The sequence below is a fragment of the Pseudomonas sp. KBN12P06040 genome (assembly GCF_037574965.1).
Taxonomy (GTDB): Bacteria; Pseudomonadota; Gammaproteobacteria; order Pseudomonadales; family Pseudomonadaceae; genus Pseudomonas; species Pseudomonas aeruginosa.
Genome location: NZ_JBBELS010000001.1, coordinates 1,888,516 through 1,912,572 on the forward strand (window position 1 = coordinate 1,888,516; position 24,057 = coordinate 1,912,572).

A 24,057-nucleotide genomic window follows, 5' to 3' on the forward strand; every position below is an offset into this window, starting at 1 on the left:
TGGAGGATTCCCCCCACGGCCTTTTTCGTCGGCTTTCGCCTTATTTGTCGCGGACCAGCAGGACCGGACGCGAAGCCACGCGGATCAGGCCTTCCGCCACGCTGCCGAGCATCAGGCGGCGCATGCCGCGACGACCATGGGTGCCCATGACCACCACGTCGGCATCGCTGGCCTGGGCCTCGAGTTCGATGCGCTCGGCGATTTCCTCGCTGGCGCGCTCCTGGCAGACGCGATCGAAGGTGGCGCCTTCGACGTTGCTCGCCTCGACCTTCTCGCGGGCCTTGGCCAGGACGTCATCGGCGGCTTTCAGCGCGGCTTCGCGCAGCGGCTCGGGGTTGTAGTACACCGCGTAGTCGGGAAGGTGGCGCAGCGGGCTGTCGACGATGGTGATGACGCGCAGCTTGCCGCCGCTGAGGCCGGCCAGCTTGATGGCCTCTTCCAGGGCGCGGTCGGAGACCGGGCTGCCGTCCACGGCTACCAGAATGCGATCGTACATAAGGTGTCCCTCCAGAGTGAGTGTCCGCCCGCCGGGCGTTCTTGAAACTTCAAGGACACTGTAGACCCTCGCGGGCGGCGGACCTTTGCCGGAGGTCAATAAGTCGCAGGGCGACCGTCGCGATTCCGCTGCGACGCCCGGCTCGCGGCCCGGCGGGGGCCAGGGAACGGGGCGAACGGTCGCCGCGTGGCCATCCGCCGTTGCGGCCTTCGCTGGAAATGAAATGAAAGAAGCCATGGGGGAGGCCCATGGCTTCTCGTTTCGCGCAGCCGTTGCCGGGCGTCAGCCGGCGACCAGGATGCGGATCGCCTCGAGGCGCAGGGAGGCCTTGTCGAGCAGGGCCAGGCCTTCCTCGCGCTGGGTGCGCAGGCTGTCCAGCTCGCTGTCGCGGACGCTCGGGTTGACCGCCTTGAGCGCGGTCAGGCGCGCCAGTTCCTCGTCCATGGCGGCGGCGAACTGCTGCTTGGCCCTGGCCACGCGTTCCTCGTGGCGCGGGACGATCTTGCCCTCGGCCACGTCGAACTGCTTGGCCAGCACATCGCGCTGGGCCTGGACGAACTTGTTGGCGCTGACCCGTGGCACGCTTTCCAACTGGTCGTTGAGGGTTTCCAGGGACACCCGGCCGGCCAGGTCGTTGCCGTTGGCGTCGAGCAGGCAGCGCAGGGCCTGCGGCGGTAGCCAGCGGCCGAGCTGGAGGGCGCGCGGAGCCACGGCCTCGCTGACGAACAGGAGTTCGAGCAGCACGGTGCCGGGCTTCAGCGCCTTGTTCTTGATCAGCGCCACCGAGGTGTTGCCCATCGAGCCGGACAGCACCAGGTCCATGCCGCCCTGAACCATCGGATGTTCCCAGGTGAGGAACTGCATGTCCTCGCGGGCCAGCGCCTGGGCACGGTCGTAGGTGATCGTCACGCCTTCGTCGTCGCCGAGGGGGAAGCCGGCGTCGAGCATCTTCTCGCTCGGCTTGAGGATCAGGGCATTTTCCGAATGGTCTTCGCTGTGGATGCCGTAGGCGTCGAACAGGCGCTCCATGTAGATCGGCAGGGCGAAGTCGTCGTCCTGCTCCTCGATGGCCTCCACCAGCGCCTCGCCTTCGCCGGCGCCGCCGGAGTTCAGCTCCAGCAGGCGGTCGCGACCGCTGTGCAGTTCCGCTTCGAGGGCTTCGCGACGGGCGCGGCCTTCGGCGAGCAGCGCGTCCCAGGCCTTGTCCTCGCCGCCGTCGAGCAGCGGCAGCAGGCGCGGGCCGAACTCGTGTTGCAGGGCGTTGCCGGTGGGACAGGTATTGAGGAAGGCGTTCAGCGCCTGGTGGTACCACTGGAACAGACGCTGCTGGGCGCTGTTCTCCAGGTGCGGTACGTGCAACTGGATGGTGTGTCGCTGGCCGATCCGGTCGAGGCGGCCGATGCGCTGCTCGAGCAGGTCCGGGTGGGCCGGCAGGTCGAACAGCACCAGGTGGTGGGCGAACTGGAAGTTGCGGCCTTCGCTGCCGATTTCCGAGCAGATCAGCACCTGGGCGCCGAACTCTTCGTCGGCGAAGTAGGCGGCGGCGCGGTCGCGCTCGAGAATGCTCATGCCTTCGTGGAACACCGTGGCGGAGATGCCCGAACGCAGGCGCAGGGCGTCTTCCAGGTCGAGGGCGGTCTCGGCGTGGGCACAGATGACCAGGACCTTGAACTGCTTGAGCATCTTCAGGGTATCGATCAGCCACTCGACGCGCGGGTCGAAGCGCCACCAGCGATTGTTGTCGTCGCCGTCTTCCCACTGTTGCTGGAAATTCACTTCCGGATACAGGTCCGGGTGTTCGCCGGCCGGCAGTTCCTGGTACTGGCTCGGCATCGGCAACGGATAGGCGTGCAGCTCGCGCTGGGGGAAGCCCTGCACGGCGGCGCGGGTGTTGCGGAACAGCACGCGGCCGGTGCCGTGGCGGTCGAGCAGTTCGCGGACCAGGCGCGAGCGGGCGTCTTCATCGCCGCCCTCGACGCTGGCCAGCAGCTCGTCGCCCTCGCTGCCGAGGAAGCCGTGGATGGCCGTGCGCGCGCCGGCGGAAAGATTGCCGTGGTCGAGCAGTTCCTGCACCGCTTCGGCGACCGGGCGGTATTGCTCGCTCTCCCGGCGGAACGCTTCGAGGTCGTGGAAGCGGTTCGGATCGAGCAGGCGCAGGCGCGCGAAGTGGCTGTCCTGGCCGAGTTGCTCCGGGGTCGCGGTGAGCAACAGGACGCCTGGAATGATCTCCGCCAGTTGCTCGACCAGCGCGTATTCGGCGCTGACCTGGTCCTGGTGCCAGACCAGATGGTGGGCTTCGTCGACTACCAGCAGGTCCCAGCCGGCGGCGAACAGGGCGTCCTGGGCGCGTTCGTCTTCCTTCAGCCACTCCAGGGCGACCAGGGCCAACTGGGTGTCCTCGAAGGGATTGCTGGCATCGCTTTCGGCGAAGCGCTCCTTGTCGAACAGGGCCACCTGCAGGTTGAAGCGCCGGCGCATCTCCACCAGCCACTGGTGCTGGAGGTTTTCCGGAACCAGGATCAGCACCCGCCCGGCGCGGCCGGAGAGCAACTGGCGATGGATGATCAGGCCGGCCTCGATGGTCTTGCCCAGGCCCACTTCGTCGGCCAGCAGGACGCGCGGCGCCATGCGGTCGGCGACTTCGCGGGCGATGTGCAACTGGTGGGCGATCGGCTGGGCGCGGGCGCCGCCGAGGCCCCAGAGCGAGGACTGGAGCAGTTGGCTGCGGCGTTCGAGAGTGTGGTAGCGCAGGGAGAACCAGGGCAGGGGATCGATCTGTCCGGCGAACAGACGGTCGCTGGCGAGGCGGAACTGGATGAAGTTGGAGAGCTGGGTTTCCGGCAGGGTGCGCTGCTCGTTCTGCGCGGTGAGGCCGTGGTAGACCAATAGGCCCTCGCTTTCCTCGACCTCGCGGACGGTCATCTTCCAGCCTTCGAAGTGCGTCACTTCATCGCCGGGGGCGAAGCGCACGCGGGTCAGCGGCGCATTGCGCAAGGCGTACTGGCGGGTATCGCCGGTCGCCGGATAGAGCACGGTGAGCAGGCGGCCATCCTGGGCCAGGATGGTCCCCAGGCCCAATTCCGCTTCACTGTCGCTGATCCAGCGTTGCCCCGGTTGATACTGCGCCATGTCCACCTCCCAAAAAAGCCGGGTATGGTACCGCAACGCGTGGCGTTGAGCGACGCTTGGCGATGGATTGCGTGTTGCGCCAGGGCTTCGTCGGAGAGCCGTCCGTCGGTACGGGAGCGACCGCCTGGCGGCTGGTTCTCAAGTCGAGCGGCGGGTCGACCGATAACCCTTGTAGAAGAACGCCGCAAACCGGCACGCTGCGAGAACCCATGACGCGGCACTACCCAGAGAGGTTGCCTGCATGCTTCCGCCGATCCCCCAGGGCCTGATCCCGGTCACCGTCCAGCAGGACCCGCCCAAGCCCCGTCCGGCCACGCCGCCGGTCGCGCCGACCCAGGCTGGCGCGGGCAGCGATGGCGTCGCCTTGCGCCAGGAGCGCGACGAGGAAAGCTGGCTGGAAGAGGAATACCGCCGTCGCCAGCGCCGCCAGGGCGGCGAGGCGCACGCGCGGAGCGACGAGGGGGACGAGGCGCCGGCTGACGAGGCGGGGGAGAGCGCCCAGGCGGACGAGCTGCCGCGCAAGGGACAATTGATCGACATCGAAGTGTAACCCTGGTTTTCCAGGCTTCAGCAGCGGCCTTGCGGCGTAGTAACCTGCGGCCCATGGACCTGTTCGCCGACGCACCCCTGACCCTGCCGGACGCCGACCTGCGCTATCTCCCGCATTGGCTGGATGCGCCGCTGGCGAGCGCCTGGCTGTTGCGCCTGGAACAGGAAACGCCCTGGGAACAGCCGATCCTGCGCATCCATGGCGAGGAGCGCCCGACCCCGCGCCTGGTGGCCTGGTACGGCGACCCGGAAGCCGCCTACCGTTATTCCGGCCAGGTCCACCGGCCGCTGCCATGGACCGCGTTGCTCGGCGAGATCCGTGAGCGCGTGGAGCGCGAGGTCGGCCAGCGGGTCAACGGCGTGCTGCTGAACTACTACCGCGACGGCCAGGACTCCATGGGCTGGCACAGCGACGACGAGCCAGAGCTGCGCCGCGATCCGCTGGTCGCCTCGCTCAGTCTCGGCGGCAGCCGCCGCTTCGACCTGCGGCGCAAGGGCCAGACCCGCATCGCCCATTCCCTGGAACTGACCCATGGCAGCCTGCTGGTCATGCGCGGCGCAACCCAGCATCATTGGCAACATCAGGTGGCGAAGACCCGCCGCTCCTGCATGCCCCGTTTGAACCTGACCTTCCGCCTGGTGTACCCCCAGCCATGAACGACGACGACAAGGTGATCGACCTCAGCGCCGAGCGCGACAAGCGCATCCACGACGTGCACGAGAAGCGCCTGCAGGAGGTCCGCAAGGCCTTCGAACAGGTGTTGCCGCTGGGCAAGCCGCGGAAGAAGCCGAAAGGCAAGCCGAAGAAGCGCTGAAGCCTCCGCCGCCGCGTTCGCCGGCGGCGCATTCCTGCGGGCAACATGCGGCGATCGGGCAGGTTTCTCCCAGTTATCTGCGGCGTCCGACCGCATTCTCCCTCCTGCGAAACTTGACCTGGGTCAGTGTCATGCACCTGGCCGAAAAAGCCCGTCCGGGCGATTGATCCAGGTCAATATTGCGCCGCCGCGCCTCGCTAATCTGAGCCCATCGAGCAACACCCAACCGGCAACTGGAGGCCATCAACATGTTCATCGACGAAGTGGTTCTCGCAGGGATTCTTACGGTAGGCCTCATGGTCGCTTTCTTCGGTGGGGTCGGTTACTTCATCTGGAAGGATTCCCATAGCCGCAAAGGCTGATCCTCCCGGATACACAGAGCACGCAAGGCACTTAGGGCGACTTCGGTCGCCCGTTTTTTTGCGCCTGGAAAAACACCGGCGCAGCGATCGGGATACTACGAATGTCGCTGGACGATATTGTTAGCAACCTAATAATATAGGCTGCACATATCGCCTCGGCGTTCGCCGGCTATCTATGCTGATGTAGACCCCGTTTCGGAAGACCCTGTGCCCATTCACTGGAAGCCGTTCCTGGCACCCTCGACGCTGGCGCTCAAGTTCGCCATCAAGACGCTCCTGGCCGGCGGCCTGGCGTTGTGGTGCGCCTTTCGCTTCGACCTGGAGCAGCCGCAATGGGCGCTGATGACCGTGCTGATCGTGTCCCAGCCGTTGTCCGGCATGGTGGTGGCGAAGGGCTTGTTCCGCCTGCTCGGCACCCTGGTCGGCACCGCGATGTCGGTGCTGATGATCGCGCTGTTCGCCCAGGCGCCCTGGTTGTTCCTGCTGGCCATCTCGCTCTGGCTGGGGCTCTGCACGGCGGCCTCGACCTCCCTGCGCAACCACGTTTCCTATGCCTTCGTACTTTCCGGCTATACGGTGGCGATCATTGGCCTGCCGGCGGTGGACCAGCCGCTGCTGGTCTTCGAGCAGGCGGTGGCGCGTTGTACCGAGATCTGCCTGGGGATCATCTGCGCCTCGGCGGTCAGTGCGATCCTCTGGCCGCAGCGGGTCGAGCAGAACCTCGACAAGCAGGCCCACGCCACCTGGCTGCTGGGCATGCAGGCCGCGCGCGGCGAGATCGACCCGCGCCAGCGGCAGCCGCAGGGGCTGCTCAACGCGCTGAGCAAGATCGTCGAGGTCGATGCGCAGCGCGACCATGCCTGGTTCGAGGGCGAGCGCGGGCGGCGCCGGGCCGGCGCCCTGGCGTTGCTCTCGCGCGACCTGCTCAGCCTGTTGCGCACCGCGCGCGGCGTGGCCCGGCAACGGGCGCGGCTGAACGACGAGGAAGAGCGCCAGGTGGAGCGCTGGCTGGCTGCGCTGGCCAGCGCCCTGGAAGGGGCCGATCCGGCGTCGATGCAGGCGCTGCGCGAGGAGTTGGCGCAGGTCGCGGTCGAGCCGCAGTGGAGCAACGACCAGCGTTACCTGCTGACCCGTTGCTCGGTGCTGCTGCTCAAGGCGGTGAATGCCGAGAAGGGCATGCGCGCGGTGGCCAGCGGCGAGGTCGAGGGGCGGGTGGGCAGCGCCGGCACCCTGTCCTGGCACCGCGACCTGCAGATGGCGCTGTTCTACGGCGCGCGTAGCGCCCTGGCGTTGCTCGGGCTGTCGGTCTACTGGATCTATACCGCGTGGCCGGCGGCGTCCGGCGCGATGCTGCTGGCGGCGGTGGTGTGCAGCCTGTTCGCCAACCGCGACAACGCGGTGGCCATCGGCCTGAGCTTCCTGCGCGGCATCGTCTACGCGATCCCGGCGGCGATGCTGGTCAGCCAGTGGCTGCTGCCGCAGTGGAATGGCTTCCCGCTGCTCTGCCTGGCGATGGGCGTGCCGCTGTTCTTCGCCACCCTGGGCATGGCCGTACCGGTCACCGCCGGCACCGCCACCTCGTTCGCGATCCACTTCATCGTCCTGGTCGCGCCGCGCAACCAGATGGACTACGACCTCGCGACCCTGCTGAATTCCGCCCAGGGCGTGCTGATCGGAGTCGGCTTCGCGGTGGTGATCTTCCGCTTGCTGACCTTGCGTCCGGGCTGGCTGACCCGACGCCTGCTGGACGCCACCTGCGTCGATCTCGGCCGCCTCACCCGGCGCCCGCTGGCGCAGGCGGAGAACTGGTTCGGCGGGCGCATGGCCGACCGCCTGTTGCGCCTGGCGCGGCACGCCAACCTGTTGCCGGAACAGGAACGGCGGCGTTGGGACGATGGTCTCCTGGCGCTCGACCTGGGTAACGAACTGATCCACCTGCGGGCCTGCCTGGAAGGCGCCCGTGGCGTCCTGCGCAAGGCGCGCGACCGCTTCCTCGGGGAACTGGGCGAGCTGCTTGAGGCCGGTCCCGCGGGGCCGCGCAGCGACCGCCTGGAACGGATCAGCCTGCCGTTGCGCGAAGCCCTGGAGCGCGACGCTCGCCACGACGACGAAGCCAGCCGCCTGGCGCGCGCGGCCCTGGCGCAACTGCTGTTCACCTGGCAGCAGTGGTGCCATCAGGAGGAAAGCCATGAGTCTGCATGAGTCGGCCTGGGGCGGCGTCTACCTCAGCCCGCTGTTCGTCTATGCCCTGCTGGCGCTGGCGGCCACCGCCGCGCTGCGGGTGCTGATCCAGAAAACGCCGTTGCGTCGCTGGGTCTGGCACGAGGCGCTGTTCGACTGCGCCCTGTTCATTTTGATGTTGAGTGGCATTACCTGGGCGGCCACGACCTGAATCCGTCGCCCCGAGAAGGAGATTCGCATGCGTGCATCGCTTCGCGTCGTCGTCACCCTGCTGGTGGTCGCTGCCGCTGTTCTCGCCGGCATCTGGCTCTGGCGCTACTACATGCTCTCGCCCTGGACCCGCGATGCCCGGGTGCGGGCCGACGTGGTGGTGGTGGCGCCGGACGTGTCCGGCTGGGTGACCGACCTGGAGGTCAAGGACAACCAGGTGGTCAAGGTCGGCGACGTGCTGATGCGCATCGACCAGGAACGCTACCAGGCCAACCTGGAGCAGGCCCGCGCCGTCGCCGAGACCCGTCACCAGCAATACCTGTTGCGCCAGAACGAGGCGGCCCGGCGCAGCCGCCTGGGCATCGGCGCGATCAGCGCCGAGGACAAGGAAAACGCCCAGATCAATGCCGCCATCGCTCGCAGCGAGTACCAGGAAGCGCTGGCCCAGGTGAAGATCGCCGAACTCAACCTCAAGCGCAGCGAACTGCGCGCCGCGCGCAACGGCCAGGTGACCAACCTGCGCCTGGCCCAGGGCAACTACGCCACGGCGGGCCAGGCGGTGATGGCGTTGGTCGACCAGCAGTCCTTCTATGTGGTCGCCTACTTCGAGGAAACCAAGCTGCCCGGCATCCGCGTCGGCATGCGCGCCCAGGTCCGCCTGATGAGCGGCGATCAGCCGATCGACGGCACGGTGGAGAGCATCAGCAGCGGTATCACCGACCGCAACTCGACGCCGGACGGCCAGTTGCTGGCCAATGTCGAGCCGACCTTCAACTGGGTGCGCCTGGCGCAGCGCATTCCGGTGCGCATCCGCCTCGACCAGGTGCCGGCGGATGTCCACCTGAGCGCCGGGATGACCGCCAGCGTCACCGTGCAGGGGGACTGAGCGGCAGCGCTTGCGTGGCGCCATCCAGCGTGCTGGCGCCAAGCGCGCAGGCCAGCGCCGCCAGCACCAGGGCGAGGCCGACCCAGGGCGTCGCGGCGACTCCCAGTGCCGCCACCACCAGGCCGCCCAGCGCCGCGCCGAGGCCCACGCCCAGGTGCATGGCCGAGGTGTTCAGGGCGACGCCGGCGGAACCGCTGGCCGGATCGCTGCGCAGCAGGAAGCTCTGCACCACCGGCGAGATCATCCAGCTGATCGCGCTCCAGACCATCAGTACCGGCAGGAACCCGATACTGCCCAGGCTCAGCGGCACCGCCGCCAGCGCCAGGGCGAAGGCCGCCGGCACCAGACGCAGGGCGCGCCGGTGGCCGAGGCGGTCGGCCAGCCAGCCGCCGATATAGCCGCCGCTCAGCGCTGCCAGGCCGATCAGCAGGAGGATCAGGCTGATCTCGCCGGGCGAGCGAATACCGGCCATGCTCGCCAGGTACGGGGTGAAATAGGCGAACAGGGTGAAGTGCCCGCCGAGCAACAGGATCGATACCAGTTGCGCGAGCCACAGCGCGGGCTGGCGCAACTGCCGCAGGTAGCCTTCGCGGCCGGGCAGGTCGCCGGCCTGGCGTTGCGGCAGGTAGCGCCAGAGCAGCAGGCACAAGGGCAGCGAATAGACCGCGATGCCGGCGAAGATCCAGCGCCAGCCGAACCAGTCGCTGATCTGTACGCCCAGTGGCACGCCGAACACCAGCGAACCGCTGATGCCCATGAAGATCAGGCCGATCGCCCGGCCGCGCTGGGCCGGGGCGGCCAGCTCGGCGGCGAGCAGGCTGGCGAGGACGATCAGCAGCCCGCAACAGGCCGACATTCCCAGGCGAGCCAGGAGCAGGCCGAGATAGCCCGGAGCGAGGGCGGCGAGCGCGTTGCTGAGGGCGAACAGCAGCAGGGTCGCCAGCAGCAGGCGGCGGCGTTCGATGCGCCGGGTCAGCCAGCCGAGCAGCGGTGCGGCGAGGGCGAAGCCGAGGGAGAACAGGGTGGTGAGCTGGCCGGCCAGGCTGATGGAGACCCGCAGGTCTTCGGCCAGGGGCGCCAGGATGCCGATCAGGATGCTTTCCGCCAGGCCGGCGGCGAAGGTGGTCAGGGATAGCAACAGCAAGCGAAGGTCCATGGCGGCTCCGATTCCCGGTAAGGGGTTTCGGGCGGTGGAATGCCTTCGGTTATCCCTGGTGATTGAGGTAAGACAGCGGACAGGGTAGAGCAGCGCGCGGCGGCCCGGCAAGTCCGCCGGGCCGGATGGCCCGACGGCAGGGAAGGCTGCTCAGCCGATGCTGATCGGCGGCAGTTCGGCCAGCTCGACGCTGAGCTTCTCTTCCGGCGCCATGATCTCCGCTTCGCCGTCGACCACCTGCTTGCCTGCCTGGTTGAACACCCGCGTGGCCATGCGCACGCGGTTCTTCGGCAGCTTCTCGAGGACTTCCAGTTCGACCTTCAGGTCGTCGCCGAGCTTGACCGGACGGGTGAAGCGCAGGGTCTGGCCGAGATAGATGGTGCCTGGACCGGGCAGCACGGTGGCGATCGCCGCGCTGATCAGGGCGCCGCTGAGCATGCCGTGGGCGATGCGTTCCTTGAACTGGGTGGTGGCCGCGTAGGCGGCGTCCAGATGCACCGGGTTGCGGTCGCCGGAGACTGCGGCGAACAACTGCAGGTCGCGCTCGGCGATGCTGCTGGTGTACTCGGCCTTTTGCCCGACCTCTAGCTCGGCGTAGGGAATGTTCTGGACCTGGCTCATGTTCTCTCCTTTGTCGAATGATCCCGGCGGTGGCGCAGGGCCTGTTCCAGCCAGTCGATCAGGTCTTGGGTGACCGCGTCGCGGTTGCTCTCGTTGAACAGCTCGTGACGGGCCTCGGGATAGGTCTTCAGGGTCACCTGGCGCAGCCCGGCGCCGCGCAGGGCGTCGGCCAGGTCGCCCAGGCGCCTGCCCTGGCTGACCGGGTCGCGTTCGCCGCCGATGACCAGCAGCGGCAGGCCGGCATCGATCTGCCGCAGGTGGGTGGGCGGGGTGATATCGGCCAGGCCGCCGAGCAGGTCCACCCACAACTGGTTGCTGCAGCGGAAGCCGCACAGCGGGTCGGCCACGTACCTGTCGACTTCCTGCGGATCGCGACTGAGCCAGTCGAAGGCCGTGCGATTGGGCTTGAACGCCTTGTTGAACGAGCCGAACGAGAGGAAGTCGATCAGCGCGCTCTTGCCCAGCGGCCCCTGGCGCCAGCGCTCGAAGCGGGCGATCAGGCGGGCGACCCGGTAGAGCGCTTGCGGCTGGTAGTTGGAGCCGGAAAGGATCGCCCCTTGCAGGCTGCAGCTGTGGTGCAGCAGGTAGGCCATGGAGATGTAGCTGCCCATGCTGTGGCCCAGCAGGAAGATCGGCAGTTCCGGGTGCTGCTGGCGGATATGGTGGTTCAGGCTGGCCAGGTCGCCGACCACCTTGCCCCAGCCGCCCTGGTCGGCGAAGTGGCCCAGCTCGTCGGCTTCGGCGGTCCGGCCGTGGCCGCGCTGGTCGATCGCATAGAAGTGGTAGCCGGCAGCGTTCAGCGCGGCGGCGAGACGCTCGTAGCGACCGGCGTGCTCGGCCATGCCGTGGGACAGCATCACCGCGCCGACGGCCGTTGCGCTCGGCCAGTGGCGGGTGTACAGCGGGGTTTCGTCGCTGGCGGGGAGCCAGTAGGCAGCGGCGGGCATGTTCGTTCCTTGTGCCGGGCGGACGCGTTCCGGCGCATTCTAGCAGCGTGCGCGGTTTCGTCCCGGAAAAGCGCCACCCTTGGGCACGGGCCGCTCTGGAATGGCGGGCGGCGAAGAGCGACAGGCTGGAGATTCACACTATCAATAAGGGCAGGAGGAGTATTTGCGCTGTCCGATGCAACTGCTAAGTTGCCCGATACCCCGCACACGCGGGCCAGACCCGCTCAGGTAAGAGGACAAGAATAAATGCAACCTGAATTCTGGAACGACAAACGCCCGGCCGGCGTACCCGACAGTCTCGACTTCGCCGCCTACCGTTCCGTGGTCGAGGTCTTCGAGCGCTCCTGCAAGAAATTCGCCGACCGCCCGGCCTTCAGCAATCTCGGCGTGACGCTCAGCTACGCCGAACTCGATCGTCTGTCCGCCGCCTTCGCCGCCTACCTGCAGAAACAGACCGATCTCCAGCCCGGCGACCGCATCGCGGTGCAGATGCCCAATGTCCTGCAATATCCCATCGCGGTGTTCGGCGCCTTGCGCGCGGGGCTGGTGGTGGTCAACACCAATCCGCTGTACACCGCCCGCGAAATGCGCCACCAGTTCAAGGACGCCGGCGTGCGTGCGCTGGTCTACCTGAACGTGTTCGGCAAGCTGGTCGAGGAAGTGCTCCCGGATACGCGGATCGAGTACCTGATCGAGGCGCGCATGGGCGACCTGTTGCCGGCGCTGAAGGGTTGGCTGGTGAACAGCGTGGTGAAGTCGGTGAAGAAGATGGTCCCCGATTATCGCTTGCCCCAGGCGCTGCCGTTCAGGCAGGCCTTGAAGCAAGGCCAGGGCCATGCCCTGCAGCCGGTCAGGGTCGGCCTGGAGGATGTCGCCGTGTTGCAGTACACCGGCGGCACCACCGGGGTCTCGAAGGGGGCGATGCTCACCCACGGCAACCTGGTGGCGAACATGCTGCAGGTCCACGCCCAGCTTTCCCAGCTCGGCAAGGATGGCCTGCCGCTGATGAAGGAGGCGCAGGAGGTGATGATCGCGCCGCTGCCGCTCTACCACATCTATGCCTTCACCGCGAACTGCATGTGCATGATGGTCAGCGGCAACCATAACGTGCTGATCACCAACCCGCGCGACATCCCCGCTTTCGTCAAGGAACTGAAGAAGTGGCGTTTCTCCGCGCTGCTCGGCCTCAACACCCTGTTCGTCGCGCTGATGGAGCACCCCGGGTTCAAGGACGTCGATTTCTCCAACCTGAAGCTCACCAACTCCGGTGGCACTGCACTGGTCAGCGCCACCGCCGAGCGCTGGAAGGGCGTCACCGGCTGCACCGTGGTGGAAGGCTATGGCCTCACCGAATGCTCGCCGGTGGTGACCACCAACCCCTACGGCGAGCAGGCGCGCCTGGGCACGGTGGGGATTCCGGTCGTGGGCACGGCGCTCAAGGTGATCGACGAGCAGGGCAACGAGCTGCCTGTCGGCGAACGTGGCGAACTCTGTGTGAAAGGTCCGCAAGTGATGAAGGGGTACTGGCAGCGTCCTGAGGCCACCGAGGAGATTCTCGATGCCGAAGGCTGGCTGAAGACCGGCGACATCGCGGTGATCGACGAGGACGGCTTCGTGCGTATCGTCGATCGCAAGAAGGACCTGATCCTGGTCTCTGGCTTCAATGTCTACCCCAACGAGATCGAAGACGTGGTGATGGCCCATCCGAAGGTGGCCAGTTGCGCGGCGGTGGGCATTCCCGACGAGAAGTCCGGCGAGGCGGTGAAGCTGTTCGTGGTGGCCCGCGACCCCAGCCTGTCGGTCGAGGAGCTCAAGGCCTACTGCAAGGAAAACCTCACCGGATACAAAATTCCGCGACAGATTGTGCTCAAGGATGCATTACCGATGACGCCTGTGGGTAAAATCCTCCGTCGTGAGCTGCGCGAAATCGCCTGATAGCCTTACAAGGCTCTGAAACGGGCATTTGCCGGGGACAGGAAAGACCGTGACCGAGACTAATGTCTCGGTCATTTTTTTGACCGAATAGGTCATGTTTGGTGCTGGTCTGCCTCTGGCAAAGCTGATAATCTCGGCGCGCCTAATAGCCCTGGGTCCAGGGTTAGCGAGCAGATCACAACAAGATGCCGCCATGAGCGGTGAAGATTAGCTGTTGCTTAGGAGTGGGCTTCCATGATCGAAAACTTCTGGAAGGACAAGTACCCAGCGGGTATTGCTGCCGAGATCAATCCCGACCAGTACCCGAACATCCTGTCGGTACTGAAGGAGTCCTGCCAACGTTTTGCCACCAAGCCCGCGTTCACCAACCTGGGCAAGACCCTGACCTACGGCGAGCTGTACAAGCTGTCCGGCGACTTCGCCGCCTACCTGCAGCAGCACACCGATCTCAAGCCCGGCGACCGCATCGCCGTCCAGTTGCCCAACGTCCTGCAATACCCGATCGTGGTCTTCGGCGCCATGCGCGCCGGCCTCATCGTGGTCAACACCAACCCGCTGTACACCGCGCGCGAACTGGAACACCAGTTCAACGACTCCGGCGCCAAGGCGGTGGTCTGCCTGGCCAACATGGCCCACCTGGTCGAGGGCGTACTGCCGAAGACCGGCGTCAAGCAGGTGATCGTCACCGAAGTCGGCGACATCCTGCCGCCGCTGAAGCGCTTCATCGTCAACTTCGTGGTCAAGCACATCAAGAAGATGGTGCCGGCCTACAGCCTGCCGCAAGCCACCAAGCTGACCGACGCGCTGGCCAGGGGCGCCGGCAAGTCGTTCCAGGAAGCCGCGCCGCAGGCCGACGACGTCGCCGTGCTGCAATACACCGGCGGCACCACCGGGGTCGCCAAGGGCGCCATGCTGACCCACCGCAACCTGGTGGCCAACATGTTGCAGTGCAAGGCGCTGATGGGCGCCAACCTCAACGAGGGCTGCGAGATCCTCATCGCGCCGCTGCCGCTGTACCACATCTATGCCTTCACCTTCCATTGCATGGCGATGATGCTCACCGGCAACCACAACATCCTGATCACCAACCCGCGCGACCTGCCGTCGATGCTCAAGGACCTCGGCCAGTGGAAGTTCACCGGCTTCGTCGGCCTGAACACCCTGTTCGTCGCCCTGTGCAACAACGAGACCTTCCGCAAGCTGGACTTCTCCGCGCTGAAACTGACCCTCTCCGGCGGCATGGCACTGCAGCTGGCCACCGCGGAGCGCTGGAAGGAAGTCACCGGCTGCGCCATCTGCGAAGGCTACGGCATGACCGAGACCGCGCCGGTGGTATCGGTCAACCCGTTCCAGAACATCCAGGTCGGCACCATCGGTATTCCGGTGCCCTCGACCCTGTGCAAGGTGATCGGCGACGACGGCCAGGAAGTGCCCCTGGGCGAGCGCGGCGAACTCTGCGTGAAAGGCCCGCAGGTGATGAAGGGCTACTGGCAGCGCCAGGAAGCCACCGACGAGATCCTCGACGCCGATGGTTGGCTGAAGACCGGCGATATCGCGATCATCCAGGAAGACGGCTACATGCGCATCGTCGACCGGAAGAAGGACATGATCCTGGTCTCCGGCTTCAATGTTTACCCGAACGAGCTGGAAGACGTGCTGGCGACCCTGCCGGGCGTCCTGCAGTGTGCCGCGATCGGCATCCCCGACGAGAAGTCCGGCGAGTCGATCAAGGTCTTCGTGGTGGTCAAGCCGGGGGCGACCCTGACCAAGGAACAGGTCATGCAGCACATGCATGACAACCTGACCGGCTACAAGCGGCCGAAGGCCGTGGAGTTCCGCGACAGCCTGCCGACCACCAACGTCGGCAAGATCCTGCGCCGCGAACTGCGCGACGAAGAGCTGAAGAAAGCGGGCCAGAAGTAAGTCCGCCGTTGCCTGAAGAAGCCCCGCCGATGCGGGGCTTCTTCGTTGCAGGCAGTCGGTTGCGGGGTGAGCGGGCCTGTGCGGACGTGCCTGCAGCGCATCACCTGCCGGAGGAAACCCCCATGGCCCGCCTCGATCCTGCCCTGGCCGAAGAAATACGCCGTCTGCCGATCAGCCGGCGTCTGGAGCTGATCCAGGCATTGCTGGATCGCGCCGGCCCCGAGGTGCTCAAGCGACTGGGGCGCTGAGAGGGCCATTGCCCACCAGCAGCGTCGGCCGTATCGCGGCAGCGAGCGTTAACCGGGATTCGTCCTCTTCCGCTCAAATCTGCGACAATTCCGAATATTTTTCGCCTCGGCAGTGGCCGGAGCTTCTTCCCGTCCTCCGCGACTGCGGCACGCTCACAGCATTCGAAAAGCCTAGATGACCGACCAGACTCCTTCCCTCGACCAACTCGTCCGGCGCCTCGACCAGGCCCAGATCAGCGACCGCCACCGCTTGCGCCGGCAGCTCCACGAACTGCGCAAGCAGCCCGACGACGCGCGCCTGGCGCAGTGGGTCGAGCGCTTCCAGGCCTCGTGCGCCAAGGTCGAGGCGCGGCGCGCCAGCGTGCCGGCGATCCGCTACGACGACAGCCTGCCGATCGCCGCCAAGCGCGACGAGATCAAGGCCGCCATCGCCGCCCACCAGGTGGTGGTGATCGCCGGCGAGACCGGCTCGGGCAAGACCACCCAGTTGCCGAAGATCTGCCTGGAGCTGGGGCGCGGCATCCACGGCCTGATCGGCCATACCCAGCCGCGTCGGCTGGCGGCGCGCAGCGTGGCGACGCGGGTCGCGGAAGAGATCGGCACGCCGCTGGGCGCGCTGGTCGGCTACCAGGTGCGCTTCGAGGACCAGAGCGACGACAGCACCCTGGTCAAGCTGATGACCGACGGCATCCTCCTGGCCGAGACCCAGCACGACCGCTACCTGGAGCGCTACGACACGCTGATCGTCGACGAAGCCCACGAGCGCAGCCTGAACATCGACTTCCTCCTCGGCTACCTGAAGACCCTGTTGCACCGGCGTCCGGACCTGAAGCTGATCATCACCTCGGCGACCATCGACCTGGAGCGTTTCTCCCGGCATTTCGACGGCGCCCCGGTGATCGAGGTTTCCGGCCGCACCTATCCGGTGGAGACCTGGTACCGGCCGCTGGCGGCGGAAACCGACGAGGAGGGCAACCGGGTCGAGGACGACCTGTCGGTGGACCAGGGCATCCTCGCCGCCCTCGACGAGATCGCCGCCCACGAACGCGAGGTCGGCAAGCGGCCCGGCGACGTGCTGGTGTTCCTCCCCGGCGAGCGGGAGATCCGCGACGCCGCGGAGATGCTGCGCAAGGCCAACCTGCGCCACACCGAAGTGCTGCCGCTGTACGCGCGACTGACCCCGGCCGAGCAGCAGAAGATCTTCCAGCCGCGCCCGGGACGCAAGATCGTGCTGTCCACCAACGTCGCGGAAACCTCGCTGACGGTGCCGGGCATCCGTTACGTGATCGACAGCGGCACCGCGCGGATCAGCCGCTACAGCTACCGCGCCAAGGTCCAGCGGCTGCCCATCGAGGCGGTGTCGCAGGCCAGCGCCAACCAGCGCAAGGGCCGTTGCGGACGGGTCGAGCCGGGCATATGCGTGCGTCTCTACAGCGAGGAGGACTTCAACGCGCGTCCGGCCTTCACCGACCCGGAAATCCTCCGCACCAACCTGGCCGCGGTGATCCTGCAGATGCTGCACCTGCGCCTCGGCGACATCGAGGCGTTCCCCTTCATCGAGCCGCCGGACGGCAAGGCGATCAAGGACGGCTTCACCCTTCTGCAGGAACTGTCGGCGGTCAACCGCGAAGGCCAGCTGACCCCGCTGGGGCGCCAACTGGCGCGCCTGCCGATCGACCCGAGGCTGGGCCGCATGCTGCTGGAGGCGGCCCAGCAGGGTAGCCTCGAGGAAGTGTTGACGGTGGCCAGCGCGCTGTCCGTGCAGGACCCGCGCGAGCGTCCGGTGGAGCGGCAGCAGGCCGCCGACCAGGCGCACGCGCAATGGAAGGATCCGGATTCCGACTTCGCCGCGCTGATCAATCTCTGGCGTGGCTTCGAGGAACAGCGCCAGGCGCTGGGCTCCAACGCCCTGCGCAGCTGGTGCCGGAAGAACTTCCTCAACTACCTGCGCCTGCGTGAGTGGCGCGACGCCCATCGCCAACTGACCCTGATCTGCCGCGAACTGAAGCTGCCGTTCGGGCGTCCGGCCAAGGCCGAGGCGCGCAAGCCGGAGGCGAAGAAAGGCGCGTCGGCCGACAACGAACGCGAGGTTCCGGGGATCGATTACGCGGCGGTCCACAAAGCGATCCTGTCCGGCCTGCTCAGCCAGATCGGGCAGAAGGCCGAGGAAGGCGACTACCTCGGCGCTCGCCAGCGACGTTTCTGGATCCATCCGTCCAGCGGCATCGCTCGCAAGCGCCCGCAATGGATCATGGCCGCGGAACTGGTGGAGACCACCAAGCTGTTCGCCCGAATGGTCGCGAAGATCGAGCCGGACTGGCTGGAGCCGCTGGCCGGGCACCTTATCAAGACCAACCACTTCGAGCCGCACTGGGAGAAGCGTCGCGGCCAGGTGGTGGCGTTCGAGCAGGTCACCCTCTACGGCCTCATCGTCATCGGTCGACGTCCGGTGCACTATGGTCCGATCGACCCGCCGGTGGCGCGCGAGCTGTTCATCCGCGAAGGCCTGGTGCGCGGCGAGATCAACAGCCGCGCCAGGTGCCTGAGCGCCAACCGGCAGTTGCTGGAAAAGCTCGACGAGCTGGAAGCCAAGGCACGCCGGCGCGACATCCTGGCCGACGAGGAAACCCTGTTCGCCTATTACGACGCGCGCCTGCCGGCGGACATCTACCAGACCGCCAGTTTCGAGAAATGGTACGCCCGCGAGCGGCAGAACCAGCCGGACCTGCTGCTGATGCGCGAGGAAGACGTGCTGGCCCGCGAAGCCAGCGAAGTCACTGCGGCGCAGTACCCGGATCGCCTGCGCCTGGGCGATCTGCACCTGTCGCTGAGCTACCAGTTCGAGCCCGGCACCGCGCGCGACGGCGTCACCGTGCGGGTACCGGCGCCGCTGCTGCCGCAATTGCCGGCCGAACGCATCGACTGGCTGGTGCCCGGCCTGCTCTACGACAAGGCGGTGGCGCTGGTGCGCAACCTGCCGAAGGCGATCCGCAAGAGCTTCGTGCCGGTACCGGACTTCGTCCGCGCCGCCCTGGAGCGCATCACCTTCGGCGAAGGTTCGCTGCCGCAGGCGCTGGGCCGCGAGCTTCAGCGCATGACCGGCGTGCGGGTAGCCGATGAGGCCTGGGCCGAGGCGGCGACGCAGTTGGACGATCACCTGCGGATGAACATCGAGGTGGTCGACGCCCAGGGCAAGTTCCTCGGCGAGGGCCGCGACCTGGCCGAACTCACCGCGCGTTTCGCCGAAGCCAGCCAGGCGGCCCTGGCGATACCCCAGGCCGACAAGGAACAGCAGCGTCCGGTGGAGGCCAAGGCCTTCGCCAGCGTCGCCGAGAAGGCCCAGCAGAAGGTCGCCGGATTGTCGATGACGGTATACCCGGCGCTGGTGGAGGAGCAGGGCGAGGTCAAGGAAGGGCGCTTCCCGACCCAGGCCGAGGCCGACTACCAACACCGCCGCGCCCTGCAACGACTGCTGTTGCAGCAACTGGCCGAGCCGGCCAAGTACCTGCGCGCCAAGCTGCCGGGGCAGACCGAGATGGGCCTGCTGTACCGCGAGCTGGGACGGGTCGAGGCGCTGGTCGAGGACATCCTCCTGGCCAGTCTCGACAGTTGCGTGCTGCAGGGCGAAGGCCTGCCGCGCGACGGCGCCGCCCTGGCCGCGCTGGCCGAGCGCAAGCGCGCTGCCTGGAACGAGCACGCCGAGCGCCTGGCACGCCTGGTGCTGGATATCCTCAAGCTCTGGCACGGCCTGCAGAAGCGCTTCAAGGGCAAGGTCGAGCTGGCCATGACCGTGCCGCTGAACGACGTCAAGGGCCAACTGGCCAACCTGGTGTATCCGGGGTTCGTCCGCGCCACCCCGCTGGAGTGGTTGAAGGAGTATCCGCGTTACCTCAAGGCCATCGAGCAGCGCCTGGACAAGGTCGCCGGCCAGGTCCAGCGCGACCGGGTGTGGAGCGGCGAGCTGGGCGAACTCTGGGCGCAATACCAGGCGCGCCTCGCCAAGCACGCCCAGGAAGGCAAGCGCGACGCCGAGTTGCAGGTGTATCGCTGGATGCTGGAGGAGTACCGGGTCTCGTTGTTCGCCCAGCAACTGGGGACCCGGCTGCCGGTCTCGGACAAGCGCCTGGCCAAGCAGTGGAGCCAGGTCGAGGGCTAGTTCCAGGGATGCCGCGCGAAATGAAAAAGGCGCGCCGGTCGAAACCGGCGCGCCTTTTTCGTTCTGGTCCGATCAGTCGCGCAGGTTCAGTGCGCGACGGATGGTGAAGAACAGGTCGGTCTGGTCGGTCAGGCCGGTGACATTGGCGGCCTGCGGGCCGTAGGCGGCGATGCGCAACTGGGTGCCGGTGTGCTCCTGGGAGCCTTCCTCGGAGTTGCCGTAGCTGATCGCCAGCGGCGCGCCGTCCTTGGTCGTGAGCAGTTGGGTCAGCCCCGGCGCGGCGGTTTCCGGCGGGATGATCTGGCTGGAGTGGGCGTGGTCGGCGGTGACGATCACCAGGGTCTCGCCATCGGCCTTGGCGAAGGCCAGGGCCTTCTGCACGGCTTCGTCGAGGTCGACGGTCTCGCCGATCTGGCCGCACGGATTCGCGGCGTGGTCCTGTTTGTCGATGGACGCGCCCTCGACCTGCAGGAAGAAGCCGTTCGGATTGTCCTTCAGCAGCTCGATGGCCTTGCTGGTCATTTGCGCCAGGGTCGGGATGTCGGCGGTGCGCTTCGGGTTCGCCTCGCAGCTCACCGCCGGCTGGTTCAGGTTGCCGTGGTAGGTGGCGGTCGGACCGAGCCAGCGCACCGGCATGTTGCCCGGCGCGAACAGGCCGATCAGCGGCTGCTTCTGGTTGGCGCGGCGCACGGCTTTCAGCTCGTCGAGGTTCTCGACGATCCGGTAGCCGCGGGCTTCGGCCTGGGCGCGGAGGGTCTTGCCGGCATAGCGGCCAGCCTTGGCGGTTTCCGCGAAGGTCGCGGCGCCGCCGCCGAGGACCACGTCAGGGCGGGTCTTCAGCCACTGCTCGGTGATCGAGCCGGCGCCGCCGTTCTCCAGGGCATTGCTCGGGCACTGCTTGCTGGTGGCTTCTGGGCCGTAGCACTTGCGAGCGGTGACGTGGGCGAGCAGGGCGGCGGGGGTGGCGTCCTGCAGCTCGGCGCTGGAGACGTTGCCGGTGGCCTTGCCGTTGAGCTTGGCCAGCTCCAGCAGGTTGCGGTGTGGCTGTTCGTGGATATCCACGCCGATTGCGCCGTTGTACGACTTGACCCCGGTGGTCCAGGCGGTGGCGGAGGCGGCGGAATCGGTCACGTAGTCCGGCAGGCCGCTGTCCTTGTGCAGGGAGTAGTGGGTGTACTGGCCGGTCAGCGGCAGCGCATCGATACCCTTGAAGTAGCCGCCCGCGCCGCGCGCGTAGTTGCGCGCCACGGTGATCTCGGAGTCGCCCATGCCGTCGCCGATCAGCAGGATCACGTTCTTCGCCTTCTTCTTCGACAGCGACTGCTTCAGGGCCTGGGTCAGGTCCTGCTCGACGCGCCGTGCGCCGCCGTATTCGCTGAGTTCGCCACGGGCCTGGCGGTTGAACAGCGACGGATCGTCCTGGCGCGCCTGGGCCGGCAAGGCGCTGCCGAGCACGGCCATGGAGACGGCAAGAGAGAGGGCGAGGGGATAACCTGGGGTCATGACGCATTTCCCTATGTTGAGGAGGTGGCTGTGCGAGACGGCGGGGCCATCCGGCGAGTGCTACGAAAGTAGGGAAGGGTGATGACGGGCTTGTGACAATTTCTTTCGAAGTGTGTGGAGCGCGCGACGCATCACGTCGTGACGAGCGGGGAGCGAGCCGGTATGGTGCGCAGGTCTATTCCGGTTCGTTCAAGGAAAGCCTTCATGAGTCTGCACGGCGTTTACGATTCCCAGAACATCTTCGCCAAGATCATTCGCGGCGAAGCTCCCTGCTACAAGGTCTACGAAGACGAGGACGTGCTCGCCTTCCTCGATCTGTTCCCGCAGTCCTACGGGCATACCCTGGTGATTCCCAAGCACGCCGAGGCGCGCAACCTGCTCGAGATCGATGCGCAGAACCTGGCCAAGGTCATGGCCGTGGTCCAGCGCCTGACCCGCGCCCTGGTCGAGGAGGTGCAGCCGGACGGCGTGCAGGTCGCCCAGTTCAATGGTGCCCCCGCCGGGCAGACGGTCTTCCACATCCATTTCCACATCGTCCCGCGCTTCAGTGGCGAGAACCTCGGCATCCATGCGGCGAAGCAGGGCGACCCGGAAGTGCTCGCACAACTTCAGGAGCGTTTGGCGCAGCGTCTGCAAGGCTGATTGCGCATGGGCCGGCCCGGTTCGGGGGCGGTCCTTCGCTCGTCGGATTTTTCTGAAATATTTTGTTACATACTGTCGAGGGTCAGGCGCGCCGCGGTTTTCCGGCGATGTGCGCAACAATTTGCACAGTTTTTTTGACGTAGCATCCGCGCGATCACGCACTTCGGATCGAGCACGGCGAACAGGGACGCCAGCCGTGCAGGTTTTTCGAGAAACAGGGGACAGCGGATGTTCAACCCGGCCAACCAGACCCACTTCAGCCTCAGCCTCGACGGCCTCCGCCATGACCTGCAGGTCCTCGCCTTCAACGGCCACGAAGGCATCAGTCGCCCCTACCGTTTCGAACTCGAACTGGTCGGAGAGCGTGCCGGCCTCGACCTCGAAGCGTTCCTGCACCGGCCCGCCTTCCTCGCCTTCACCCCGCAGGGCCAGGGTGTCCACGGCCTGGTCTACGGCGCCGCCCAGGCCGACGCGGGCAAGCGCCTGACCCGCTATCGCCTCACCCTCGTGCCGCAACTGGCCTACCTCGCGCAGCGCAGCAACCAGCGGATCTTCCAGCACCTCACGGTGCCGCAGATCGTCGCCCTGATCCTCGAGGAGCACGGCATCCTCGCCGACGCCTACCGCTTCCAGCTCGGCACCCGGTATCCCGAGCGCGAATACTGCGTGCAGTACGACGAAAGCGACCTGCATTTCGTCCAGCGCCTCTGTGCCGAAGAGGGCATCCATTTCCATTTCCGGCACAGCGCCGAGGCGCACCTGCTGGTGTTCGGCGACAACCAGACGGTGTTCCCCCGCCTGGGCCGTCCCACCGCCTACGTGCACGACAGCGGGCTGGTCGCCGACGAACCGGTGATCAAGCGCTTCAGCCTGCGCCTGGCCAGCCGCACCACGCGCACCACTCGCCGCGACTACGACTTCGAGAAGCCGCGGCTGCTGCTGGAGGCCGGCAATCGCCCCGCTGCCGACGCCCCGGCCGAGCCGGACCTGGAGGACTACGACTACCCCGGTCGCTTCGTCGATCGCCAGCGCGGCAAGCTGCTCAGCCAGCGCGCCCTGGAGCGGCACCGCGCCGACCGGCGCCTGGGCGAAGGGGTCAGCGACCAGCCGCTGCTGGTCAGCGGGCATTTCCTGGAGATCGCCGAGCACCCGCGCGCGGAGTGGAACGACCTGTGGCTGCTCAGCGAAGTCTTCCACGAAGGCAAGCAGCCGCAGGTGCTGGAAGAGAACGTTACCTCCGACACGTCGGCCAGCACGGACGACTTCCAGCAGGGCTACCGCAACCGCTTCCTCGCGACGCCCTGGGAGGTGTTCTTCCGCCCGCCGCTGGAGCACCCGAAGCCGCGCGTACTGGGCAGCCAGACCGCGGTGGTGACCGGCCCGCCAGGCGAGGAAATCCACTGCGACCGCTACGGCCGGGTCAGGGTGCAGTTCCACTGGGACCGCGAGGGCCAGGGCGACGACAAGAGCAGTTGCTGGCTGCGCGTAGCCAGCGGTTGGGCCGGCAACGGCTATGGCGGCATCGTCATTCCGCGGGTCGGCATGGAAGTGCTGGTGGACTTCCTGGAAGGCGATCCCGACCAGCCGCTGGTCAGCGGCTGCGTCTACCACGCCGCCCACCCGGTGCCCTACGAGTTGCCGGCGAACCAGACCCGCAGCGTCTTCAAGAGCCTCAGCAGCCCTGGCGGTGGTGGCTACAACGAGCTGCGCATCGAGGATCGCAAGGGCCAGGAACAGATCTTCGTCCATGCCCAGCGCGACTGGGACGAGAACATCGAGCACGACCAGAAGATCCGCGTCGGCCACGAACGCCACGACACCGTGGAGGCGAACAGCTACAGCGAGTTCAAGGCCGAGGAGCATCACACCGTGCACGGAGAGCGCAAGGTCGAGCTGAAGGCCGATGACCATCTGACGGTCGGCGACAGCCAGCACGTGAAGCTCGGTCGTGCCTACCTGGCCAGGGCCGGGCGCGAGATCCACCTGAAGGCCGGGCAGAAGATGGTGATCGAGGCTGACAGCGAACTGACGGTGAAGGCCGGCGGCAGCTTCATCCGGCTCGACGCAAGCGGCATCGCCATCAGCGGCCCGCTGGCACGGATCAATGCAGGCGGCGCGCCGGGAAGCGGCTCGGGGATCGCGATCAAGATGCCGCGGGTGCCGGGCATGGCCGACCAGGACAGCCCCGGCGCGCCACCCGAGGCGGTCGCGGCCAACCTGCCGCCGCGGCAACCGGTTTGCGAAGAGTGCCTGCTACAGGCGAAGAAAAGAGGCCAGGCGCTCGCCGAGCGCTGAGGA

The 24,057-nt window shown here is 67.0% G+C and carries 19 protein-coding genes; 13 read left to right on the forward strand and 6 right to left on the reverse strand.

The annotated features are described in order from the left end of the window. Positions 1-40 precede the first annotated feature (40 nt). Positions 41-496 (reverse strand): universal stress protein, encoded by a 456-nt coding sequence (locus VQ067_RS08900; RefSeq protein WP_003091672.1) that lies wholly within the window; start codon positions 494-496, stop codon positions 41-43. Between the two features lie 282 nt (positions 497-778). Then, the gene (rapA, locus tag VQ067_RS08905) at positions 779-3,631 is read right to left on the reverse strand and encodes an RNA polymerase-associated protein RapA (RefSeq protein WP_369700334.1); all 2,853 of its coding nucleotides are present in this window, start codon (positions 3,629-3,631) and stop codon (positions 779-781) included. A 235-nt stretch (positions 3,632-3,866) separates the two neighbouring features. Here rapA and VQ067_RS08910 point away from each other — a divergent pair, with 235 nt between their 5' ends. The 7 genes from VQ067_RS08910 (at position 3,867) to VQ067_RS08940 (ending at position 8,628) form a co-directional block, all read left to right on the forward strand. Beyond that, positions 3,867-4,175: a hypothetical protein gene (locus VQ067_RS08910; RefSeq protein WP_003091664.1), complete on the forward strand. Its 309-nt coding sequence runs from the start codon at positions 3,867-3,869 to the stop codon at positions 4,173-4,175. A 53-nt stretch (positions 4,176-4,228) separates the two neighbouring features. Beyond that, positions 4,229-4,831, forward strand: coding sequence for an alpha-ketoglutarate-dependent dioxygenase AlkB family protein (locus VQ067_RS08915; protein ID WP_009313707.1), 603 nt, complete (start codon positions 4,229-4,231; stop codon positions 4,829-4,831). After that, on the forward strand, positions 4,828-4,989 hold the full coding sequence (locus VQ067_RS08920) for a hypothetical protein (protein ID WP_003091659.1): 162 nt from the start codon (positions 4,828-4,830) through the stop codon (positions 4,987-4,989). The genes VQ067_RS08915 and VQ067_RS08920 overlap by 4 nt, the downstream gene beginning before the upstream one ends. A 248-nt stretch (positions 4,990-5,237) precedes the next feature. Continuing rightward, positions 5,238-5,351 carry a cytochrome c oxidase subunit CcoM gene (ccoM, locus tag VQ067_RS08925; protein WP_003091657.1) on the forward strand — a complete coding sequence of 38 codons (114 nt, stop codon included), beginning with the start codon at positions 5,238-5,240 and terminating at the stop codon, positions 5,349-5,351. Positions 5,352-5,558: 207 nt separating this feature from the next. Further along, entirely contained in the window at positions 5,559-7,553 is a 1,995-nt protein-coding gene (locus tag VQ067_RS08930) for an FUSC family protein (RefSeq protein WP_031635895.1), read from the forward strand. Then, positions 7,540-7,743 carry a DUF1656 domain-containing protein gene (locus VQ067_RS08935; RefSeq protein ID WP_003091655.1) on the forward strand — a complete coding sequence of 68 codons (204 nt, stop codon included), beginning with the start codon at positions 7,540-7,542 and terminating at the stop codon, positions 7,741-7,743. The genes VQ067_RS08930 and VQ067_RS08935 overlap by 14 nt, the downstream gene beginning before the upstream one ends. Positions 7,744-7,770: 27 nt before the next feature. Then, positions 7,771-8,628: an efflux RND transporter periplasmic adaptor subunit gene (locus VQ067_RS08940; RefSeq protein ID WP_003091654.1), complete on the forward strand. Its 858-nt coding sequence runs from the start codon at positions 7,771-7,773 to the stop codon at positions 8,626-8,628. Here the strand turns inward: VQ067_RS08940 and VQ067_RS08945 are convergent. From VQ067_RS08945 to VQ067_RS08955, 3 genes are all read right to left on the reverse strand, one after another. Further along, complete coding sequence (locus tag VQ067_RS08945; protein ID WP_033990727.1) at positions 8,609-9,784, reverse strand: MFS transporter; 1,176 nt, start codon at positions 9,782-9,784, stop codon at positions 8,609-8,611. The two genes, VQ067_RS08940 and VQ067_RS08945, sit on opposite strands and share 20 nt — an antisense overlap. A 150-nt stretch (positions 9,785-9,934) precedes the next feature. After that, positions 9,935-10,405, reverse strand: a complete 471-nt coding sequence (locus VQ067_RS08950) for a MaoC family dehydratase (protein WP_003091647.1) — start codon at positions 10,403-10,405, stop codon at positions 9,935-9,937. Further along, on the reverse strand, positions 10,402-11,352 hold the full coding sequence (locus VQ067_RS08955; RefSeq protein ID WP_003138291.1) for an alpha/beta hydrolase: 951 nt from the start codon (positions 11,350-11,352) through the stop codon (positions 10,402-10,404). Before VQ067_RS08955 ends, VQ067_RS08950 begins: the two co-directional genes overlap by 4 nt. A gap of 246 nt (positions 11,353-11,598) precedes the next feature. On the opposite strand from VQ067_RS08955, the gene fadD2 reads away from it, so the two are divergent. The 4 genes from fadD2 to hrpA all read left to right on the forward strand — a co-directional run bounded on the left by fadD2 (position 11,599) and on the right by hrpA (position 19,614). Then, positions 11,599-13,287: a long-chain-fatty-acid--CoA ligase FadD2 gene (gene fadD2 / locus VQ067_RS08960; protein ID WP_033990726.1), complete on the forward strand. Its 1,689-nt coding sequence runs from the start codon at positions 11,599-11,601 to the stop codon at positions 13,285-13,287. Positions 13,288-13,521: 234 nt separating this feature from the next. Next, a complete protein-coding gene (gene fadD1, locus VQ067_RS08965; protein ID WP_003091643.1) occupies positions 13,522-15,210 on the forward strand; it encodes a long-chain-fatty-acid--CoA ligase FadD1 in 1,689 nt (562 codons plus the stop codon). A gap of 122 nt (positions 15,211-15,332) precedes the next feature. Then, complete coding sequence (locus VQ067_RS08970) at positions 15,333-15,458, forward strand: hypothetical protein (protein ID WP_021265085.1); 126 nt, start codon at positions 15,333-15,335, stop codon at positions 15,456-15,458. Positions 15,459-15,633: 175 nt separating this feature from the next. Next, a complete protein-coding gene (gene hrpA, locus VQ067_RS08975) occupies positions 15,634-19,614 on the forward strand; it encodes an ATP-dependent RNA helicase HrpA (protein WP_003138298.1) in 3,981 nt (1,326 codons plus the stop codon). A gap of 72 nt (positions 19,615-19,686) precedes the next feature. On the opposite strand, the gene phoA is transcribed toward hrpA, so the two are convergent. Beyond that, positions 19,687-21,117 carry an alkaline phosphatase gene (gene phoA / locus VQ067_RS08980; protein WP_033990725.1) on the reverse strand — a complete coding sequence of 477 codons (1,431 nt, stop codon included), beginning with the start codon at positions 21,115-21,117 and terminating at the stop codon, positions 19,687-19,689. Positions 21,118-21,321: 204 nt separating this feature from the next. Between phoA and VQ067_RS08985 the strand changes: the two genes are divergently transcribed. Further along, positions 21,322-21,759, forward strand: coding sequence for an HIT family protein (locus VQ067_RS08985; RefSeq protein WP_003091638.1), 438 nt, complete (start codon positions 21,322-21,324; stop codon positions 21,757-21,759). A gap of 228 nt (positions 21,760-21,987) precedes the next feature. After that, positions 21,988-24,054 (forward strand): type VI secretion system Vgr family protein, encoded by a 2,067-nt coding sequence (gene tssI, locus VQ067_RS08990; protein WP_060853386.1) that lies wholly within the window; start codon positions 21,988-21,990, stop codon positions 24,052-24,054. The last annotated feature ends 3 nt before the right edge of the window (positions 24,055-24,057 follow it).

What these genes read in the sequence shown, in the direction of transcription:
- VQ067_RS08900 (WP_003091672.1), bottom strand. Translation starts at nt 496, where the DNA reads ATGTACGATCGCATTCTGGTAGCCGTGGACGGCAGCCCGGTCTCCGAC.
- VQ067_RS08910 (WP_003091664.1), top strand. Translation starts at nt 3,867, where the DNA reads ATGCTTCCGCCGATCCCCCAGGGCCTGATCCCGGTCACCGTCCAGCAG.
- VQ067_RS08915 (WP_009313707.1), top strand. Translation starts at nt 4,229, where the DNA reads ATGGACCTGTTCGCCGACGCACCCCTGACCCTGCCGGACGCCGACCTG.
- VQ067_RS08920 (WP_003091659.1), top strand. Translation starts at nt 4,828, where the DNA reads ATGAACGACGACGACAAGGTGATCGACCTCAGCGCCGAGCGCGACAAG.
- ccoM (WP_003091657.1), top strand. Translation starts at nt 5,238, where the DNA reads ATGTTCATCGACGAAGTGGTTCTCGCAGGGATTCTTACGGTAGGCCTC.
- VQ067_RS08935 (WP_003091655.1), top strand. Translation starts at nt 7,540, where the DNA reads ATGAGTCTGCATGAGTCGGCCTGGGGCGGCGTCTACCTCAGCCCGCTG.
- VQ067_RS08940 (WP_003091654.1), top strand. Translation starts at nt 7,771, where the DNA reads ATGCGTGCATCGCTTCGCGTCGTCGTCACCCTGCTGGTGGTCGCTGCC.
- VQ067_RS08945 (WP_033990727.1), bottom strand. Translation starts at nt 9,784, where the DNA reads ATGGACCTTCGCTTGCTGTTGCTATCCCTGACCACCTTCGCCGCCGGC.
- VQ067_RS08950 (WP_003091647.1), bottom strand. Translation starts at nt 10,405, where the DNA reads ATGAGCCAGGTCCAGAACATTCCCTACGCCGAGCTAGAGGTCGGGCAA.
- VQ067_RS08955 (WP_003138291.1), bottom strand. Translation starts at nt 11,352, where the DNA reads ATGCCCGCCGCTGCCTACTGGCTCCCCGCCAGCGACGAAACCCCGCTG.
- fadD2 (WP_033990726.1), top strand. Translation starts at nt 11,599, where the DNA reads ATGCAACCTGAATTCTGGAACGACAAACGCCCGGCCGGCGTACCCGAC.
- fadD1 (WP_003091643.1), top strand. Translation starts at nt 13,522, where the DNA reads ATGATCGAAAACTTCTGGAAGGACAAGTACCCAGCGGGTATTGCTGCC.
- VQ067_RS08970 (WP_021265085.1), top strand. Translation starts at nt 15,333, where the DNA reads ATGGCCCGCCTCGATCCTGCCCTGGCCGAAGAAATACGCCGTCTGCCG.
- hrpA (WP_003138298.1), top strand. Translation starts at nt 15,634, where the DNA reads ATGACCGACCAGACTCCTTCCCTCGACCAACTCGTCCGGCGCCTCGAC.
- phoA (WP_033990725.1), bottom strand. Translation starts at nt 21,117, where the DNA reads ATGACCCCAGGTTATCCCCTCGCCCTCTCTCTTGCCGTCTCCATGGCC.
- VQ067_RS08985 (WP_003091638.1), top strand. Translation starts at nt 21,322, where the DNA reads ATGAGTCTGCACGGCGTTTACGATTCCCAGAACATCTTCGCCAAGATC.
- tssI (WP_060853386.1), top strand. Translation starts at nt 21,988, where the DNA reads ATGTTCAACCCGGCCAACCAGACCCACTTCAGCCTCAGCCTCGACGGC.